Origin of the sequence: Nonomuraea sp. NPDC050478, from assembly GCF_044458265.1 — a bacterium.
GTDB lineage: Bacteria > Actinomycetota > Actinomycetes > Streptosporangiales > Streptosporangiaceae > Nonomuraea > Nonomuraea ferruginea.
Genome location: NZ_JBITHT010000008.1, coordinates 337,181 through 353,777 on the forward strand (window position 1 = coordinate 337,181; position 16,597 = coordinate 353,777).

Genomic DNA, 16,597 nt, shown 5'->3' on the forward strand with positions numbered 1-16,597 from the left:
CGGCGATCAGGGCGTCTCGCCCGGCTTGTCGACGATGCCGGAGTCCAGGACGGACATGGCCATGCTGTGACCGCCGCGCACGCTCTTGACGCCGAGGTAGCGGTAGGTCCGGGGATCGAGAATCGTGTACCCCTTGCCCGCTTCGCCGTAATCCAGGACGACCGCCAGACCCGGGCGGCCTTCGGCGGTGGCGACGTCCTCCTCGACCGTGACGCCGGGGATCTTGGCCATCGCCCTGAACATCGTCGCGGCGGTGTCCGGCGGAATGATCGGCCCGTACTTCAGGTACCACTGGATCGCCCCGTAGGCGCGGCGGTCCTGTTCGCTGCCGGGCGGGCATTCGGGCTCGCAGATCGACAGGGCCGCGCGTTCGCGCTTGAGCCGGTAGAAGTGCCGCAGCATCGCGTCCGGGTCGCCGGGCAGCGCTTCTATCTCGCGGAGGGTCTGCGCGGAGTTCGCCGGCCCCTTCTCCGACTCGCTCACCTTCAGCTCGCCGTCGCTCCCCCGCAGAGCCGTCATGGCGCCGTCCATCCGGCTCCAGTGCTCGTACACGGGGAGGGAGTCGACCGGCTGCGACTCCTTCATGTAGAACCACTGGTCCGGCCGGACCGTGGTCGCCTTCGTCCTCTCGGCCACCAGCGCGGCGTTCTCCAGCACCGCGGCGGCGCTGATCGGCGGCTCGCCCTCTTCGGTGGCGCCCCCGAGTTGGGTGGCGCCCACCGCCAGGGACGCCGCCAGGCAGGCGGCGCTCACCAGTGCACCCCGGCGGACGGCCCGCCTGGGCCGGACATCAGGAGTACGGCGGATCTCGGTGAGCAACCTGTTCCGTGCCGCGCTCAGGTCGGTCGGCGGCGGGACCTCGTCGCGCCGCCGGTTCAGCAAGGTCATCTCGTCCATGGCCGAACTCCTCGTCACAGTGTCGGATCGATGTCGCCGAGCTTGCGGCGCAGCTTCTGGCGAGCCCGGTTGACGCGCGAACGCACCGTCCCCACCGGCACGCCGAGCGATTGGGCGGCATGCTCGTAGCTGAGCTCGCCCCAGGTCACCAGGAGCAGCGCGTCCCGGTGCCCGGCCGGCAGGCCGGCGAGGGCCCGCAAGAGCTTGTCTCGCAGCCGGTGGGCCGCCACCCGTTCGTGGACCTGGTCGGTGAACGGCTCGTCCACCGGGTCCACCCCCTTGCGGCTCAGCGCCTTGTACAGGGTGATCTCTCGGCGGCGGTGCCGTCCGATGTAGTTGGTCGCGATGCCGTACAGCCACGGCCGCGCGTTCTCGCGGGTCAGGTCGTACGTGGCACGCTGCCGGAACGCCGCGATGAAGGTCTCCGCCACGATGTCGTCGGCCACGTCCTCGCCCAGTCGCAGGATGACGTAACGCTTGAGGACCGGCGCGTGCCGTTCGAAGAGGACGGCGAAGTGCTCCGGGTCGTCCCGGGACCGGGCGATCACCGTGGCGTCGTCGGTCACCGTCACGCCTGCCGGGTGCCCGCTCTGATGTCGCATGTCCATGCCTTTCGGATCTCAGCTGACATCAGTGATTGCCGTGGGCGCGGGTACCGGTTCCCCTGAATCTCCCGCGTACGGTGATCATGCGAACTTGCCGTGAAGGCCGCACATCTCATGATTCGTGATCAAAAAGACGATGGCCGTGGCGTTGGTGATCGGCTCGACCCTGGCGGGAACGAGCGCTGTCCACGCCACCGCTACCAAGATCCCCAAGAACTTCCTGCTGACCGAGCGCACGGCCGCCGAGGGATCGGTCGTCGAGGACGAGGAGTGGTGGAAGATCAGCGACAGCCTGTCCCGGCAGCTCGCATTCAATCCCTGCCGCTCGAAGCGGAAATCCCGCGACGGCCGGGTGGCGATGCGCACCATCACCCACCTCACCAGCGCACCATCGAGCGCCGGCGAACAGCTCGTGCTGTACAGGAATGCCAGAGCCGCCCAGGCCGCCTTCCGCAAGCTCCGCGCCGACCTGGCCAGGTGCTCGAAGCCGGCCGTGGTGAAGCGCGACCGGTTCGGCTACGTGGGCAGGCCGTTGCGCGTGGGAGACGAGGCCCTGTCGGTGGCCGGTTACGACTACGACGCGAAGGGCCGGCGCCTGTCTCCGTCAGACGACCTGGCTGTCGTCGGCCGTCGAGGCGCCGCCCTGTTCCTCTACACCGCCAACGCCAGGGGCCGGGGAGCGAACAAGGAGATCACCGGTCAGGCCGGAAAGATGGCGAAGAAGGTATGCGGCCTTCCCGGCGTGTGCGGCAAGAAGACCGGCTCCCGCTGACCCCGCCCCTCGGTGGACCGCGCACAGGTCCCCTGACAGCGGCCTACGACCATGGTCCGCGCTGATCCGTGCTGCCTCGGCTGGATTCTGATCGTCGGCTCGCTCGCCACGGGTCTGCTCGGTATGGTGGCCGATTCTGATGGCCGACCCGACCATCCGGGTACGACTGGACGCCGCCACTGTCCTTTTCGGATCACGATGCGCCGTGGTCCTCGTGCCAGAGTTCGGCGCCGTCCTTGTCGTAGCCGATGATCCGGAAGCCGTCGCGGTACATGTCCTCGCTGTGCCGCTGCGTCCCCGCGAACAGGCGGAAGCCATCGATCTTCCACGGATTCGGCCTGGTTCGTACCTTGACGGTCGTGCCGTCCTTGAAGACCAGTCCGACGCGGACGGTCTCGGTGCTCGTGATGCCGAACCAGTGCTCCTCGTGGTCGCCCAGTTCCACCTTCGTCGGCTTGCCGTCCATGTCGATCAAGGGTTTGCCGGGTCCGCCTCTCTCTATCACGTGCATGGGGCCGACGGCCTGACCGTTCAGCTTCCAGATCAGGGTCTTGCCGGGTGTCTCGTACAGGCCCGCGACCAGCTTGCCCGGCATCTCCACGGTCGGGCCCAGCGGCTTGGCGTCGGCTTCCGGAATGACCAACCGCTGCTGCCGCTCGATCCGCGTGATCGTCTCGCCCTCGCGGCCCGCGAACTCGAACGCCGTCACCGTCCTGTCCGAGGGGACGGTCACCGTCCAGATGCCCTGGGGGGTGTCCTCTGGCTGTAGGACAGTCCCGTGGACCTCGCTCGCGTCGGTGAGAGCGGTAACGCGGGCGACCCTGTCCCCCGCGGTGCCGAAGTACATCACCAGCCCCGTGGCCGGGGCGGGGAAAGTCTCTGTGGAGCCCTGCTCGGTCGCCTCCTCGGCGCCGAGAGGCCGGCCGCACCCGGCCGAGAGGGAACCGGTCCTGTTGTGCACCCGCTCGCACAGGACCGTCCCGTTGTCGGTCCTCGCGTACCAGAGGGAGATGGGGCGCTTCTGGGAGGGATTGTCGATCGTCAGGACCTCGCCGATCCGGTACTCGTCGCCGGTGTAGTCCTTGGGAGGCACAGTCGGGGTGATGGGGACGATGGTGGCGACGTCGCCGCGCTCCGTTCCGTACGTGGCCATCAGGCCGGCCGGGAGGGCGATCGCCGCGACACAGATCCCTGCCACCAGCGCGTTCCTTGCCGTCCTGCGCCTGTGCGAACGCGAGACCACCTCGGCCGGGAAACGCGGCGGCGCCTTCGGGGCACGCTCGGCAGCACGTCCGAGCTTCGTGCGCAGATACGACTCCAACTCGTCGGTCATGCGGAGTTCCCGTTCGTCGTGGGGTGGGGCAGGGTGGTGCGGAGCTTGGCCAGGCCGAGCGACGCGTGGCTGCGCACGGTCCCGCGGGAGACGCCCAGCACGGCGGCGATCTCCACGTCCGACAGGTCCTCGTAGTAGCGCAACACCAGCACGGCACGCTGCTTCTTCGGCAGGCCGGCCAGTGCCGGCCAGAGGCCGTCGTCCGAGGGCAGCCGATCGGTCCGTGCCGTGTCGGGAAGTGCCCAGTCGAGCCGCTCGCGCCTGCGTAGGCGCCACGTTCTGATGTGCAACCGAGTCATGATCATCCGGGTGTACGCCTCCGGCGCCTGTTTCTGGCGCACGCTCGGCCAGGCGCGGTGGAGCCGGATCAATGCCTCCTGGGTGAGGTCGGCCGCGTCATGCGGGTTGCCGCTGAGCAGGTAGCCGTAGCGCAGCAGGGCGTCCGCCCTCTGCGCCACGAATTCCTCGAAGCGCTCATCCAACGAGCTCCGCCTTTCCACGGTTTCGTCTTGGGATAGAGCACTCCGCCGGGTCGGACTGTTGAATCGCCGCAGAGAACAGGTCAGGCCTTCATCGACCTGCGCACGGCGGCGTCCACCAGCTCCCGCATCTCCTGCTCGGTGAAGATGTCGGGCAGGGTCAGCCGCTCCACGATGAGCCAGTTCAGCGTGAGGTAGAGGAGCACCACCCCGGTCGAGTCGCCGGGCAGCCCCGAGGCCGCGTGGTAGCCGATGTTGTCGTCGATGTCCTGGCGGATGCGCTTGGTCAGCACAGCGCGCAGCTCAGGGCGCCGGGTGGACTCCAGCCGGAGCTCCAACAGGGCCAGGTAGCCGGAGTTGAAGGCGGAGACCCGCTCCACGAGTTCGTGCATGAGCTCGGTGTAGCGGGTCTCGTCCTGCACGCCTTCCATGCCGCGGGCCATCGTGGCCTCGTCGGGCAGCAGCCGCTCATAGATGCGCCCGCCGACCTGGGTGAACAGGTCGTCGCGGTTGGCGAAGTAGTTGGACGCCGTGCCCGGGGGCACCGCCGCCTCCGCATCCACGGCCCGGAAGGTCAGCCCTCGCGCGCCCTCCTTGGCCAGCACCTCGATGGCCGCGTCGATCAGCGCCAGCCGCCGCTCGGGATTCCTCCGCACTTGACACCACTCCGTCTGTAGTACTACGTTCTGACCACTCCAAGCAGAGTACTACATCGAGAGTGATTGAATATGCGAAAGCTTGTCTACTACATCGCCGTCTCGCTCGACGGCTACATCGCCGGCCCCAACGCCGAGTTCGACTTCTACCCCGTGTCGGACCAGATGGCCGCCTGGATCAACGACCGTTACCCCGAGACGCTCCCGACCCATGTCCGCAAGCTCGTCGGCCTGGAGGGCACGCCCAACAAGGTCTTCGACACCCTGGTGATGGGCCGCGGCACCTACGAGCCGGCCCTGGAAGTCCCCACCACCAGCCCGTACGCCCACCTGCGCCAGTACGTCGTCTCCAGCACGCTGACGATCGACGACCCCACGGTGCGGGTGGAGACCGGCGACCCGATCGAGCTCATCCGGCGGTTGAAGGCCGAGGACACCGGCATGGACATCTACCTCTGCGGCGGCGGCAAGCTCGCCGCCTCCCTGCTCCCGGAGATCGACGAGATCATCCTCAAGAGCTACCCCGTGGTGGCCGGCGCGGGCATCCCCATGTTCTCCGGACAGTTCAGCCCGACCCTGTTCACCCCCACCCGGCGCGAGTCCTTCGACAACGGCGCCCAAGTCACCTGGCTCACCAGGGCTTAGCACCTCAAGGAGGAAGCATGCATATCAAACTCCCCGCCACGATCACCCAGGCCAAGACCGAGCACCAGACCCGATCGCCCCACCGGCACGACCAGCCGACGCGCGACGTCAAGCCCACGGGCCGGACCAACCTCTCCCGCCGCCCGACGGCCGCCCCCCGCCGCAGCGGCTACTGAGCGGGCCGGCTCGGACGCAGATTGAGGCACGGCTCAGCCCCCGGGTCGTGACCGGAGGCTGAAGGGCGGGGCCGCGGTTTGACGGTCAGGACCGAGGACCGTCGCAGGCGAGGTCCTTGCCCGGCAGGGTTCCCTTCGTCAGGAACGCGACGGTGGCCTTGTCGGCGCAGGTCGAGCCGGTGCCGTAGACGTAGTGACCGCCGTTGTCGACACCGACGAAGCCGGCGCGATCCCCCAGTGCCTCGCGCATTCCCCGCCCCGCGGCCCACGGCGTGGCGTTGTCGCGGCGGTTCTGCAGGATCAGGACGTTACGCGGACCGTGCGAGGTGACCTTGACCAGCGGCTCGACCGGCTTGGTGGACCAGAACGCGCACGACCGGATGTTGTTGGGCATGCCGGCGCTCAGCGGGTACTTCGCGCGGGCGGCCGAGGTGGCGCCGGCGTAGGAGTCCACGTCGCGCGACCAGGTGGTGTCCCCGCACATCAGGGCCAGAGCCATGGTGACCTGGTTGTCCGCCGGCACGCCCGGCTCGGCCGCGGCGTCGGCCAAGACCTGCTTGAGCACGGCGACGCCCGCGTCTGTCGGGGCCTTGCCGGCGGACAGGTCGGCCGCCGCCTTCCAGAACTGGGTGAGCGGGGCGAGCGTCTCGTTGTGCAGCAACATCTGGTAGGTGATGGCGCGCAGCAGCGCGCCGTTGACGGCCGCCGGCGTGCCCGGCACCGCGGCCGGTTTCCGGTCGAGGTGGTCGGCCAGCGTGAGGAAGGTGTCGGTGACCTCGTCGACGGTGCCGCCCAGCCCGAGCTCGGTGTCGTTCGCGGCGGCGACGCGGGCGGCGTCCGGGAACCGGTCGTTCATGCCCTGGTTCCACGTGTCCAGCATCTTCGCCCACGCCTTGCTCGGGTCGACGTTGCTCTCCAGCACCATCCGGTCGGTGTTGTGGGGGAACAACGAGGTATAGACCGCGCCGAGGTAGGTGCCGAAGGACTGGCCCCAATAGGAGATCTTCCGCGCGCCGAGTGCCTGGCGGATCCGGTCCATGTCGCGGGCGGTGTTCGCGGTGGTGAAGAACCGGAGCTTGTCGCCGACCGCGGCGCACTGCTCGGCGGCGGCGCGCGCGCTGGTGACGTTGCCCTCGATCGAGCCGCCGGCGCCGGGGTAGGCGAACACGTTGAGGAAGCCGGAGTCGGTCAGGCCGCAACTCATCGGGGTGCTGTGGCCGACGCCGCGTGGGTCGAACCCGATCAGGTCGTAGGAGTTCAGCACCGACTTCGGCAGCGTAGGTGCCATCTTGCCGGGCATGTCCAGGCCCCCGAGTCCCGGGCCGCCCGGGTTGAACAGCAAGGCGCCGCGCTTCTTGCCGGGCTTGGCGGTGGCGATCCTGGAGACCGCGACGGTGATGGTCTCTCCCTGGGGATGGCGGTAGTCCAGGGGCACCTTGACCGTGCCGCAGGTCTGCCTGGGGTCCCGTTTGACGCCCGGCGCGAGTTCCGGACAGCCGCCCCATTTGATCGAGGTCTGGACGTGGCCGGCGCCCACCTCGGCCGCGGCGCTCCTTGGCTGTCCGCCGACCGTCGCCCCCGTCGCCGCGAGCCCGGCCAGGATGCCGGCGACGACGATTCGTCCGCGGTTGGTGCTTCCCATGGTGATGTCCTCCGAAGTGCCGTTGTGCCGCGATCTGGTTCGCGGTTTGACCGTGGTTCCGGCCGCCGACAAGAAAGGTAGGAGTTGAGAGCCCTGTCCCGAATCACCGCGCTGCGGACATTCCGTGTAGCTCATTTGAGGGACAAACTCGGTAAAACCGGAGGCCAGAGATCGCTAGGCTCAGCACCATGGGGGGGACCAGGGTCGGCGACCTGTCGCGCAGGTTGCGGGACCGGTGGCGCGTCCACGACGCCGCGGTGAGGGACCTGTGGCCGGCCGTCGCGTTCACCGGGCTGGCGTTCGTCCCGGCGCTGTCGGTCATGAGCGCCCAGCTCGGTGACCTGCCAAGACGCCCGGCTGACGCGCTCGCGATCGTCCTCGTCCTGGCACAGACATTGCCCCTCGCGGTGCGTACCCGGTGGCCCGCCGCGTGCCTGGCGATCATCGGCGCGTCGTTCGCGGTCCACGAGGCGGCCGGCTACCCGCACGAGTTCGGCACCGTGACCATCTACCTCGCGCTGTACTCGGTGGGCGCGCACCAGGAACGGTTCCGGCGCCTCATCGCCGTCGTGGCGTCCGCCGCGTACGTCGTGCTGTGCGTGGCCGTACACCTGCTCGGCTCACCGAACGCGCTGAGCGAGTTCCTGGTGTTCTACCTGGTTCTCGTCGCCTGCTGGGTGCTCGGCGTCTTCGTACGCAGGCGACGGCTCGACGAGGCCGAACAACGGAGGCGCTCCGCCCTGGCCGCGGCCGCCGCCGAGCGGGCCCGCATCGCCCGGGAACTGCACGACGTGGTGACCCACCACGTCACCGGCATCGTCGTGCAGGCCGACGCCACGCAGTTCCTGGCCACGTCGCCGGACCGCGTGGTCACCGCACTGTCCACGATCGGCCACGCCGGCCGCCGAGCCCTCGCCGAACTGCGGTACCTGCTGGAGGTGCTGGAGGCCACCGGAGAGTCGGCCGTGCCCGTCGCGGGAACCGTACGAGATCTGGTGCTACAGACCCGAAACGGCGGCCAACCGGTCGACCTGGTGGGGGACGGCGACCGGCTCGCACTTCCGGCCGGCGTGGGGCTGGCCATGTACCGGGTGGTGCAGGAGGGCCTGACGAACGCCGTCAAGTACGCCGAAGGCCGCCCGACCACGGTGCGCGTCGACTACCGGGACGACCGGGTGGAGGTCGAAGTGACGAACGCCGCCGCCGCGGTTTCCGTAGGCGCCCGAAGCGACCTCTCCGGCGGCCGCGGCCTGGCCGGACTGCGCGACCGGGTGGGCGCGCTGGGCGGCGAGCTGACCGCGGGCGAGCAACCGGACGGCGGTTTCCGGCTGCACGCGTCGATCCCCGTAGGCGGTGCCGAATGATCATTCGCGTCGCGATCTGCGAGGACCAGGAGATCGTCCGCACCGGCTACATGACGGCGTTCGACGCACAGCCGGACATGGAAGTGGTCGGCGTGGCCGCCGACGGCCCAGCCGCGCTCGAGGTGGTCACGAACCTGAAACCGGACGTGGTGGTCATGGACATCCACATGCCGCTGATGGACGGCATCGAGGTGACGAGGCGCATCGCCGGCCCCGGTGTCGTCGCGCCACCGAAGGTGCTGGTGGTGACCACGTTCAACGTGGACGAGTACGTCTACGAGGCCCTGCGTGCCGGAGCCAGCGGCTTCCTGCTCAAGGACGCCCCCCTGCTGGAGCTGGTGAACGGCGTCCGCACGGTCGCCCGCGGCGAGTCCCTGCTGTCCCCCGCCGTGACCCGCACCCTCATAGGCCGCTTCGCCGAGCGCGTCCACCCGGCGAACCCCACCCCGGCCGAGGATCCGCTGGCCGCGCTGGCCCCCCGCGAACGCGAGGTACTGCGCCTGATCGCGCGCGGCCTGTCCAACGCCGAGATAGCCGCGGAACTGGTGATCAGCGTCGAGACCGTCCGCACCTACGTCTCCCGAATCCTGTCCAAACTGGACCTACGCGACCGCGTCCAAGCCGTGGTCTTCGCCTACCGCACAGGCTTCGCCCACCGCTGAAAAGATTCCGGAATGGGACCTTCCGACCTGATGGGGTGTTCACGAGTCGCGGGGTTTGCTGAATTCTTCGATCAGCACGGGATACTGTTCCCCGCCGTGTCCTGCGGCGATCGAGCGGTCGGCCATAGCCTTGATCAACTTCGGCAGCTCGGCGTTGACACCCACCGCCTCGCTCTCCTCGATCAGGTGTGCCATCGCCCGCACGTCGGTCTCCAGGGCCGACACCTCGGCCGGGAAGGAGCCGCTGTCGATCTGCTCGGCATACCCGGGCAGCCATTCGGCCACACCGGCAGCGATCTGCCGCGCGAACGGCGCATACGTCGCGGCGTCGACACCGGCCGTCCTGAGCATGGCCGTGCCCTGGAGCCAGGCGTTCAGGACGCTCCACATCATGGCGAGGCCGGCCACGTCGTACAGGGACGCCAGCCCATGGTCCGCACCAAGGTAGGTGACGGTGCCGAGAGCGTCGAGCGTCGACTTGTGCGCGTCGAAGTCCGGCTGCGGCCCGCTGTGCAGAATCACCGCTTCGGCGGTCCCGATCGCCGACGGGATGGCCATGATCGCGCCGTCCAGGTAACGGGCGCCGCGCTGCTCGGCCCATCGAGCGGCCGCCCGGGCCTGGGCCGAGTCACCCGAGGTCAGGTTGATCACCATCGTGCCGTCCAGCTCGATGTCGCTCGCGCCGAGCAGCTCGTGCATGGCCTGGTAATCGGTGACGCAGATGATCGTCAGGGAGCTTGCCTTGAGCGCGTCACCGACCGTCGGCGCCCGCCGCGCACCCTCGGCTACCAGCTGGTCGGACTTGGAGGTTGTACGGTTCCACACGGTTGTGGGATGCCCGGCTTTCAGGAAGGCGCCGGCGAGCGCGCGGCCCATCAGTCCGAGTCCGATGACTGTCACGGGTGCATTGGTTGTGCTGTCCATGGCAGCATCGTCAACGTTGATACCGGTATGAAGGTCAAGTGAGGTTTCGGTGCTGATCGGGGAATTGAGTCGCCGGACGGGTGTGAATGCCCATCAGCTGCGCTATTACGAAGCCCAGGGGCTGCTGGCGGCAGACCGGGGCGCGAACGGTTACCGCGAGTACGACGAGGACGCCGTGCTGCGGGTGAAGCAGATCCGGCACCTGCTCGGTGCCGGATTGTCCTCTGAGGACATCGCGTACCTGCTGCCCTGTGCGGTCGGAGAGGCCCCCGAGCTGCTCGGATGTCCCGAGCTGCTGGCCGCGATGAGGTCACGGCTGCGGCGACTGGACGATCAGATGGACCGGCTCGCTCAGTCCCGCGACGCTCTTGCCGACTACATCGATGCGGCCGAGCGCATGGCCGGCGAGAGCTATCCGCCCTTTCACGATGCCGACCAGGAGCCCGTACCCGCCTGAGCGATCTGCTGGGTTTCCTGCCACCGGGGTCCCCGTCTTGACCCGTTCGCGCCGGATGGCGGTCCGCGCCGCGGCCGGAGGCCACCAGGATGTACCTAGGGCATCACGCCTCCCCGATGCTGACGGCGGCACGGCGTTGGTGCGGGGCCTCGATCTCGTCGAGCAGCGCCACCGCGAAGTCCGCGTACGTGATCCTGCTGGCCGGGTCCGCATGGTCGGCGATCCGGTACCGGCCGGTGCGCGTTCCGGCATGGTCGAAGTCGCCTGCCGGAGCGACGTACGCCCAGTCGAGGTCGCACTCCTGAAGCACGGCGAGACCCGCCGCGTGGCCGAGGTAGAAGGCGCGGTATTCGTTGGGATAACCGGGCTCGTCCATCAGCGGAGCACCCGAAGCCCCGGGCATGATCGATGCCAGCCCGACCACCGCCAGCCGGCGCACGCCCGCCTTCGCCAGACCGGCGGTCAGGGCGCGGGCCGACGCGGTGAAGAACTCGTGAGGCGGCGCGGACAGGTCAGCGGCGGCGCTGATGGCCGCGTCATGGCCCGCGGCCGCATGCGCGACGCTCGTCCCGTCCGTGACGTCACCCGCCACCACGCGTACGTCGGTCAGATCGCCGTGGCTCGCGGGGTCACGCACCACGGCGGTGACCCGGTGCCCCCGCCGGCCCGCCTCGGCGACGGCCTGCCTACCGGCTCTGCCGCCCGCGCCGAAGACCACAATGTTCATGGAGAACCGCCTTTCACCGGGGCCGGGTCCCGTTCGCCCGGCCGCTTCCCGGACGCTACCGAGGGCTGCGGTTACCACGGGGATACCGGTTATCGTGAGGCCATGAGGGAACCTCTGCCCGCCGACATGTTCGACGAGCTGTGCCCGTCCTCGCTCAATCCGATCCGGTTCGGCGACAAGTGGGCGGCGCTCGTCATCCGTTGCCTCGAGCACGGGCCGCGCCGGTTCTCCGAGCTGCGTGTGCCGCTGAGTCGCGTCACCCCCAAGGTCCTCACCCAGTCGCTGCGCTCCCTCGAACGGGACGGTCTGGTCGAACGCACCGTCTACACCGGCGCCGCCCCGCATGTCGAGTACGGGCTCACCCCGCTCGGCCGTAGCATGCTCGGGCCGATGGCGATCGCCTGCGCCTGGACGCAGGAACACTGGGACGAACTGCTCGACGCCCGCGAGTCGTACGACAACAGCTCTCGTCTCGACCGCGCCGGCTGACGCGGCGGACTTCACGGCCTGGCCGATCGCATAGCCGTTGGACAAGGCCGAGTCGCTGGTGCCGATCGAGTCCCGGAGGAAGCCACGTTTGGGTCATTCGTCGAAACCGGGCTGGCTGAGCCTGCTCATGTCCACCCGCTCGCCGTGCCCGTGGTCGCGGAGCATGAGCGCCGCCGCGGTCGCCGCGGCGACCATGAGCCCGGCGGTCATGGCGAACCCCGCCCCGAAGCCCGAGGTCAGGGCGAGCGCCGGTGATTCCCCGGCGGCCAGCAGGTCCGTGGTGCGGGCGGTGACGACGCTGGAAAGAATGGCGAGGCCGAGGGCCCCGCCGAGTTGGAGGCTGACGTTCTGCAGCGCGGACACGACGCCGGTGTCTGCTTGCGGGACGTCGTTCAGGGCGGCGATCGTGGACGGGACGATGACGATCGCGAGGCCGGTGCACACGATCAGGGACGGCAGGATCACATTGCTCCAGACCGATCCCTGCGGCGCGATGGTGGCGAAGAGCGCCAGCCCGCCCGCCGCGAGCAGAGAGCCGAGGACCACTGCCATGCGGATGCCGATCCAGCGCACGAGCGTCGGCCCGAGTGCCGAGGCGGCGACGAGGATCACGGTCATCGGCAGGTAGTTGAGTCCGGTCTGCAATGCGGACAGGTGCAGCACCTGCTGCTGATAGAGCGTGGCGAAGTAGAACAGTGCGAACATCGCTGAGCCGCGAAAGACCGAGACGATGGTCGCTCCGGCCACTCCGGGCAGCCGGAACAGCTTGAACGAGACCAACGGCTCTGCCACCCGGAGCTCGTTCATCACGAACCAGCCGAGCAGAGCCGCCGACACCAGCACGAGCCCGATCGTCCTGGCCGATCCCCAGGGGTGATCGGCGGTGTCGAGGACCGCGTACACGAGCAGCCCGATCCCCGCCGTCGACGTCACAGCGCCGACGATGTCGAAGCGGTGGTGCCGGCGGCGTGGCTGGTCGGCGGGCACGAAGAGCATGGTCAGCAGGAGCAGGACGACGCCGATCGGGAGGTTGACGAAGAAGATCCACCGCCAGCCCGGGCCGTCGGTCAGTGCTCCGCCGAGCAGGAGGCCGAGAGCGCTGCTGACGCCGTAGGAGGCCGCCCAGGCGGCGAAGGCGCGGTTCCGCGGCGGCCCTGATGGGAAGATGACTCCGATCAGCGCGAGAGTCATCGGCGCGATCAGTGCGGCCGCGAGTCCTTGCACCGCTCGCGCGCCGATGAGGGTTTCCGGGTTCTGCGCGAGAGCGCTGACGAGCGAGGCCGCAGCGAACAGCGAGATGCCGCCGACGAGCACCTTGCGACGGCCACGCAGGTCCCCGAGTCGTCCGCCGAGCAGGAGGAACCCGCCGAAGGGGACCGTGTAGGCATTGATCACCCAGGGGAGGGCTGCCTCCGAGAAGCCGAGGTCTGACGCGATCGCGGGCAGTGCGACGTTCACGACCGTCACGTCGACGCCGTCGAGGACCTGGGCCGTACACAGCACCAGCAGCCCGACCGCGTGCGCCGGAGTCCAGCGGAAGGCCCGGGTCTCCTGCGTCGTCATCGCGTGCGCCCTTGGTGATCGCCGTGAGGCGCGGAGTCGGCCTGTGCCGGGAGCGTGGCCTTCCAGTGCGTCATGGTGCCGAGGACGCTGCTGGACGCCCTGACTTGGGACACCTCGGTGAAGCCGGCCGCGCGCATCAGCGTAGGGATCGCCCCTGAGACGTTGGCCGCGACGCGTTCGCCGCCGAGTGCGCGCAGAGGGAGGGACACGAGCTTCATCAGCGCTGTGCTGGGTGGTCCGAGGTCGGCGACGTGCAGCTGTCCGCCCGGTCGCAGGAGGCGCTGACAGGCGGCGAGCATCGACCGCTTCTCCTCGGTGGTCAGATGATGCAGCACGAAGGTCGTCAGGATCCGGTCGAAGGACCTGGGCGGGAACTCAGCGGTCTCGATTGTGCCCTGATGCAGCTCGGCGTCGACATGGGCGCGTGCGAGCACCTCGCGAGCGACCTCGAGGACGGCCGGGTCCACGTCGAGCCCGATGACCCTCGTCGTCGGATAAGCCTGTTTGATCAGCAGAGCGAGTGTCCCGGTGCCGCAGCCCAGGTCGAGGACCGTCATATCCGGCTCGATGCCGGTTCGACGCAGGAAGCGGCGCAGCGTCGGCCTTGTCATCCCGCTCAGCGCCGCATAGAGCGGCGTGAGCGCCGCGTGGCCGAGGGCGGGTACGAAGGACGACGGGCGGGCGCCCTCATGGACATCAGTACGGTTAGTGAACATACTGTTCATAATTGATGTGCTTCGGAGGTGAGCTCAAGAAGCAGTTCGCCGGATCCGTCCGTTACCGGACAGATCTCCCGAACTGGCCTTGAACGGGCGGAGGAAGCCATGCAGCGAGACGGCGACAGGCGAGTGCGCCGGACTCGCGCACTCCTGCACCAGTCTCTGATCGAGCTCATCATGGCCAAGGGCTACACACGCGTCACCGTGCAGGACATCCTCGACCACGCCGATGTCGGCCGATCCACCTTCTACAGCCACTACAACAGCAAGGACGACCTCCTGGTCGAGAGCGGCAGCGATCATCTCCGCGCGATGATCGCCAAAGCCTCTGCCGGTCCAGGCGATCCTGCGGCCGCCGATGACGATCCACTGCTTCCTGCGCTGCTCATCTTCCGGCTGGCCGGGGCCAACCGTCAGCTCTACCAGTCCCTGATCGGAGGCCGCGGTAGTGCCAAGGTCGTCTCCATCGCGAAAGGAATGCTGACCGAGGTCTTCACCGATCACCTGCGGCGAGCACAGCCGGCTACGGACGCAATCGAGCTCGAACCGACCGTGGCATTCCTGGTCAACGGATTGATGGGGCTGCTCATCTGGTGGCTGGACACCCGGCCCGACCTTGCCCCGGAAGAGGTCTACCGCCGATTCGTCCACCTCGCCACCTGTGGCGTCCTGACGTGAGCGGGGCTCCATCGATGTGCCATCGGGATCATCAGGATCGCGCGTGGGTGGCCAACGCTGCTCCACGAACCCGAACTCCGCCGATCAACAGCACGACCACACTGCCGAAACCGACCATCAGGAGCAAACGCCACATCATCCATGGGAGCCGTCCCTCCCACCCCCCACAGCTGAGCATCAGCCAATACGAGAACGCCATGAACGCCCAGTGAAGCGCGACCCCCGCCACGACCAGGGCTCCCAGCAGCCCCACTACCGTCCCGAGCCACCGCTTCGACCATGCGGCGACCAAACCAGAGAGCAGGACGCTCACCATAGGCGCACCGTTCAGAACCAGATACCGCCCGTGCGTACCCGCAATCTCCTGCCTGACATCGAGCCACATGACTTCCAAGACCGACCACAACCTCGTCAGACCCGATGGAAGAGGGCCATAACCCGCACAACCCACCGCTCCATCACCCTCGAAGAGCGCGGGCAGCCATAAGGACAGAAAGCTCAGCAGACTGACCACAAATGCGGCCAGCCACCATCGAAGATAGCGCCATCGCGACATGGCATACTTCCCACAAAGATGATCAGAGGGCAGCCAGTGTTCCATCAAACTCGTGTCGCCGTGGAGATCTTCAACGGATGTCGCACTCACCGCGTAGCGGCAGCGGGCCGGGGACGGAGCGGCTTGATGACGTGGGGAAGGTCCCGAACCGGATGGCGAAGCCCATCTCACGGGTCCAGGTCCTTGGTCTATGCGTCCGCCTGATGTGGAGCTGCTTGGACTCGGCGGCCCGCCGGTGATACGACTTCAGGAGGAAAGACTCACCATTGATCAACGTCACGACGTGGCCGGTTCCGGAACGACACCCCACATGAACGTGGAGCTCTTGAGCAGCTGCTCCGTCACCCTGATCCCGGTCAGGTGCTCGACGAGCAGGAAGGCCGGCCCTTTGTAGAGGCGGGGACCCGATGGGTACAGCCTGTCGATCTCCGCCATCGTGTCGACCAGTTCGGCCGGGCTCTCCGTCAGATATCCCTCATCGCCACCCCAGGCGCATCGGATCTCGCCGTCCTCACACCAGTAGAAGTAGTCCAGGCACTTGATGGCGAGTGCGGCTTGAGAGACAAGGCGAGTGCCCTCGGAGAGTCTGGTGATCACGTCTTCGCGGGTGCCGAGCCAGTCGGGGTCGAAAACGAACGTCCAATCACCGATGGAGGCGACGCCGAGAGGTCCAGCGTGCGAGTAGTAATCCGGGTCGTCGGGGAAGGGACCCGGCGTGAAGTCCTCCCATCGGCCGCCGAGGCGGGCGATCACCTGTTCGGGCGTGGCACGGACGTAGATGAAGCTGTACAACTCCTCGGCGTATTCGCCGCAGAGCCAAGTAATATCGGGGGGCTGCATGGTCATGTCGTCATGCTGCCAGCCGGAACCGACAGACCCCGGACGTCACAAGACGATGGGCTGGGCCCGATACGGCGTGACGCACCTCGGCCTCACCCAGGAACGTCTCCAACGGCATGCGCTGGAACGGATCGAGAGCGGGCTACCGGTGAGGGGAAGTTCAACCCAGTCGTCGGCGTACTACAAACCCCCGAAGTGGCGCCGGTCAGCAGCCGGATGGGGCGTCGAGACCAGCAACCCCCCGGGTAGCCCAGCAAGCCCCTCTGAACAGCACGAAGGCCCGTCCGATCACCCCGGACGGGCCTTGCTGTGTCTGGTGGGGTGTTCACGAGTGTGCCTGGCCTGGAAAGCAGCAGAGGCATGAAAGATCGCTTCCCGAGTTCCGCGTGATCGTTTCCCAGGTCGAGTGAGGC

Annotated in this window: 20 protein-coding genes; 8 read left to right on the forward strand and 12 right to left on the reverse strand. The window is 68.2% G+C overall.

The window, feature by feature from the left end; all coding sequences use genetic code 11:
- Window positions 1-6: 6 nt before the first annotated feature.
- On the reverse strand, window positions 7-897 hold the full coding sequence (locus ACIBF7_RS37385; RefSeq protein WP_364237264.1) for a CU044_5270 family protein: 891 nt from the start codon (window positions 895-897) through the stop codon (window positions 7-9).
- Window positions 898-911: 14 nt separating this feature from the next.
- Complete coding sequence (locus ACIBF7_RS37390; RefSeq protein WP_364237261.1) at window positions 912-1,499, reverse strand: RNA polymerase sigma factor; 588 nt, start codon at window positions 1,497-1,499, stop codon at window positions 912-914.
- A 124-nt stretch (window positions 1,500-1,623) separates the two neighbouring features.
- Between ACIBF7_RS37390 and ACIBF7_RS37395 the strand changes: the two genes are divergently transcribed.
- On the forward strand, window positions 1,624-2,274 hold the full coding sequence (locus ACIBF7_RS37395) for a hypothetical protein (protein WP_364237259.1): 651 nt from the start codon (window positions 1,624-1,626) through the stop codon (window positions 2,272-2,274).
- Window positions 2,275-2,467: 193 nt separating this feature from the next.
- On the opposite strand, the gene ACIBF7_RS37400 is transcribed toward ACIBF7_RS37395, so the two are convergent.
- The 3 genes from ACIBF7_RS37400 to ACIBF7_RS37410 form a co-directional block, all read right to left on the reverse strand.
- A complete protein-coding gene (locus tag ACIBF7_RS37400; protein ID WP_364237256.1) occupies window positions 2,468-3,607 on the reverse strand; it encodes a hypothetical protein in 1,140 nt (379 codons plus the stop codon).
- Window positions 3,604-4,089 carry a SigE family RNA polymerase sigma factor gene (locus ACIBF7_RS37405; RefSeq protein ID WP_271275750.1) on the reverse strand — a complete coding sequence of 162 codons (486 nt, stop codon included), beginning with the start codon at window positions 4,087-4,089 and terminating at the stop codon, window positions 3,604-3,606. The genes ACIBF7_RS37400 and ACIBF7_RS37405 overlap by 4 nt, the downstream gene beginning before the upstream one ends.
- A gap of 80 nt (window positions 4,090-4,169) precedes the next feature.
- A complete protein-coding gene (locus ACIBF7_RS37410) occupies window positions 4,170-4,742 on the reverse strand; it encodes a TetR/AcrR family transcriptional regulator (protein ID WP_148029050.1) in 573 nt (190 codons plus the stop codon).
- A gap of 72 nt (window positions 4,743-4,814) precedes the next feature.
- Here ACIBF7_RS37410 and ACIBF7_RS37415 point away from each other — a divergent pair, with 72 nt between their 5' ends.
- Window positions 4,815-5,387: a dihydrofolate reductase family protein gene (locus tag ACIBF7_RS37415; RefSeq protein ID WP_397199246.1), complete on the forward strand. Its 573-nt coding sequence runs from the start codon at window positions 4,815-4,817 to the stop codon at window positions 5,385-5,387.
- 17 nt (window positions 5,388-5,404) lie between these two features.
- Complete coding sequence (locus ACIBF7_RS37420; RefSeq protein WP_397199247.1) at window positions 5,405-5,563, forward strand: hypothetical protein; 159 nt, start codon at window positions 5,405-5,407, stop codon at window positions 5,561-5,563.
- Between the two features lie 85 nt (window positions 5,564-5,648).
- On the opposite strand, the gene ACIBF7_RS37425 is transcribed toward ACIBF7_RS37420, so the two are convergent.
- Complete coding sequence (locus tag ACIBF7_RS37425; protein WP_397199248.1) at window positions 5,649-7,205, reverse strand: alpha/beta hydrolase; 1,557 nt, start codon at window positions 7,203-7,205, stop codon at window positions 5,649-5,651.
- 188 nt (window positions 7,206-7,393) lie between these two features.
- Here ACIBF7_RS37425 and ACIBF7_RS37430 point away from each other — a divergent pair, with 188 nt between their 5' ends.
- The gene (locus ACIBF7_RS37430; protein ID WP_397199249.1) at window positions 7,394-8,569 is read left to right on the forward strand and encodes a sensor histidine kinase; all 1,176 of its coding nucleotides are present in this window, start codon (window positions 7,394-7,396) and stop codon (window positions 8,567-8,569) included.
- On the forward strand, window positions 8,566-9,231 hold the full coding sequence (locus ACIBF7_RS37435) for a response regulator (protein WP_397199250.1): 666 nt from the start codon (window positions 8,566-8,568) through the stop codon (window positions 9,229-9,231). The genes ACIBF7_RS37430 and ACIBF7_RS37435 overlap by 4 nt, the downstream gene beginning before the upstream one ends.
- Before the next feature lie 39 nt (window positions 9,232-9,270).
- Here the strand turns inward: ACIBF7_RS37435 and ACIBF7_RS37440 are convergent, their stop codons facing one another.
- Window positions 9,271-10,155 (reverse strand): NAD(P)-dependent oxidoreductase, encoded by an 885-nt coding sequence (locus ACIBF7_RS37440; RefSeq protein WP_148029045.1) that lies wholly within the window; start codon window positions 10,153-10,155, stop codon window positions 9,271-9,273.
- A gap of 49 nt (window positions 10,156-10,204) precedes the next feature.
- Here ACIBF7_RS37440 and ACIBF7_RS37445 point away from each other — a divergent pair, with 49 nt between their 5' ends.
- On the forward strand, window positions 10,205-10,612 hold the full coding sequence (locus ACIBF7_RS37445) for a MerR family transcriptional regulator (RefSeq protein ID WP_219552471.1): 408 nt from the start codon (window positions 10,205-10,207) through the stop codon (window positions 10,610-10,612).
- Between the two features lie 103 nt (window positions 10,613-10,715).
- On the opposite strand, the gene ACIBF7_RS37450 is transcribed toward ACIBF7_RS37445, so the two are convergent.
- The gene (locus ACIBF7_RS37450) at window positions 10,716-11,339 is read right to left on the reverse strand and encodes an NAD(P)-dependent oxidoreductase (RefSeq protein WP_397199252.1); all 624 of its coding nucleotides are present in this window, start codon (window positions 11,337-11,339) and stop codon (window positions 10,716-10,718) included.
- Between the two features lie 102 nt (window positions 11,340-11,441).
- Between ACIBF7_RS37450 and ACIBF7_RS37455 the strand changes: the two genes are divergently transcribed.
- Window positions 11,442-11,828 carry a helix-turn-helix domain-containing protein gene (locus ACIBF7_RS37455; RefSeq protein WP_148029042.1) on the forward strand — a complete coding sequence of 129 codons (387 nt, stop codon included), beginning with the start codon at window positions 11,442-11,444 and terminating at the stop codon, window positions 11,826-11,828.
- A gap of 93 nt (window positions 11,829-11,921) precedes the next feature.
- Here ACIBF7_RS37455 and ACIBF7_RS37460 read toward each other — a convergent pair whose 3' ends face one another.
- The gene (locus tag ACIBF7_RS37460) at window positions 11,922-13,391 is read right to left on the reverse strand and encodes an MFS transporter (protein ID WP_397199253.1); all 1,470 of its coding nucleotides are present in this window, start codon (window positions 13,389-13,391) and stop codon (window positions 11,922-11,924) included.
- Entirely contained in the window at window positions 13,388-14,107 is a 720-nt protein-coding gene (locus ACIBF7_RS37465; protein WP_397199254.1) for a class I SAM-dependent methyltransferase, read from the reverse strand. The genes ACIBF7_RS37460 and ACIBF7_RS37465 overlap by 4 nt, the downstream gene beginning before the upstream one ends.
- Before the next feature lie 180 nt (window positions 14,108-14,287).
- Here ACIBF7_RS37465 and ACIBF7_RS37470 point away from each other — a divergent pair, with 180 nt between their 5' ends.
- Window positions 14,288-14,788 carry a TetR/AcrR family transcriptional regulator gene (locus ACIBF7_RS37470; RefSeq protein WP_397199255.1) on the forward strand — a complete coding sequence of 167 codons (501 nt, stop codon included), beginning with the start codon at window positions 14,288-14,290 and terminating at the stop codon, window positions 14,786-14,788.
- 31 nt (window positions 14,789-14,819) lie between these two features.
- Here the strand turns inward: ACIBF7_RS37470 and ACIBF7_RS37475 are convergent, their stop codons facing one another.
- Together ACIBF7_RS37475 and ACIBF7_RS37480 are read right to left on the reverse strand one after the other, a co-directional pair.
- Window positions 14,820-15,389 carry a hypothetical protein gene (locus ACIBF7_RS37475; RefSeq protein WP_397199256.1) on the reverse strand — a complete coding sequence of 190 codons (570 nt, stop codon included), beginning with the start codon at window positions 15,387-15,389 and terminating at the stop codon, window positions 14,820-14,822.
- A gap of 231 nt (window positions 15,390-15,620) precedes the next feature.
- Complete coding sequence (locus ACIBF7_RS37480) at window positions 15,621-16,190, reverse strand: DUF6461 domain-containing protein (protein ID WP_397199257.1); 570 nt, start codon at window positions 16,188-16,190, stop codon at window positions 15,621-15,623.
- Window positions 16,191-16,597 lie beyond the last annotated feature (407 nt).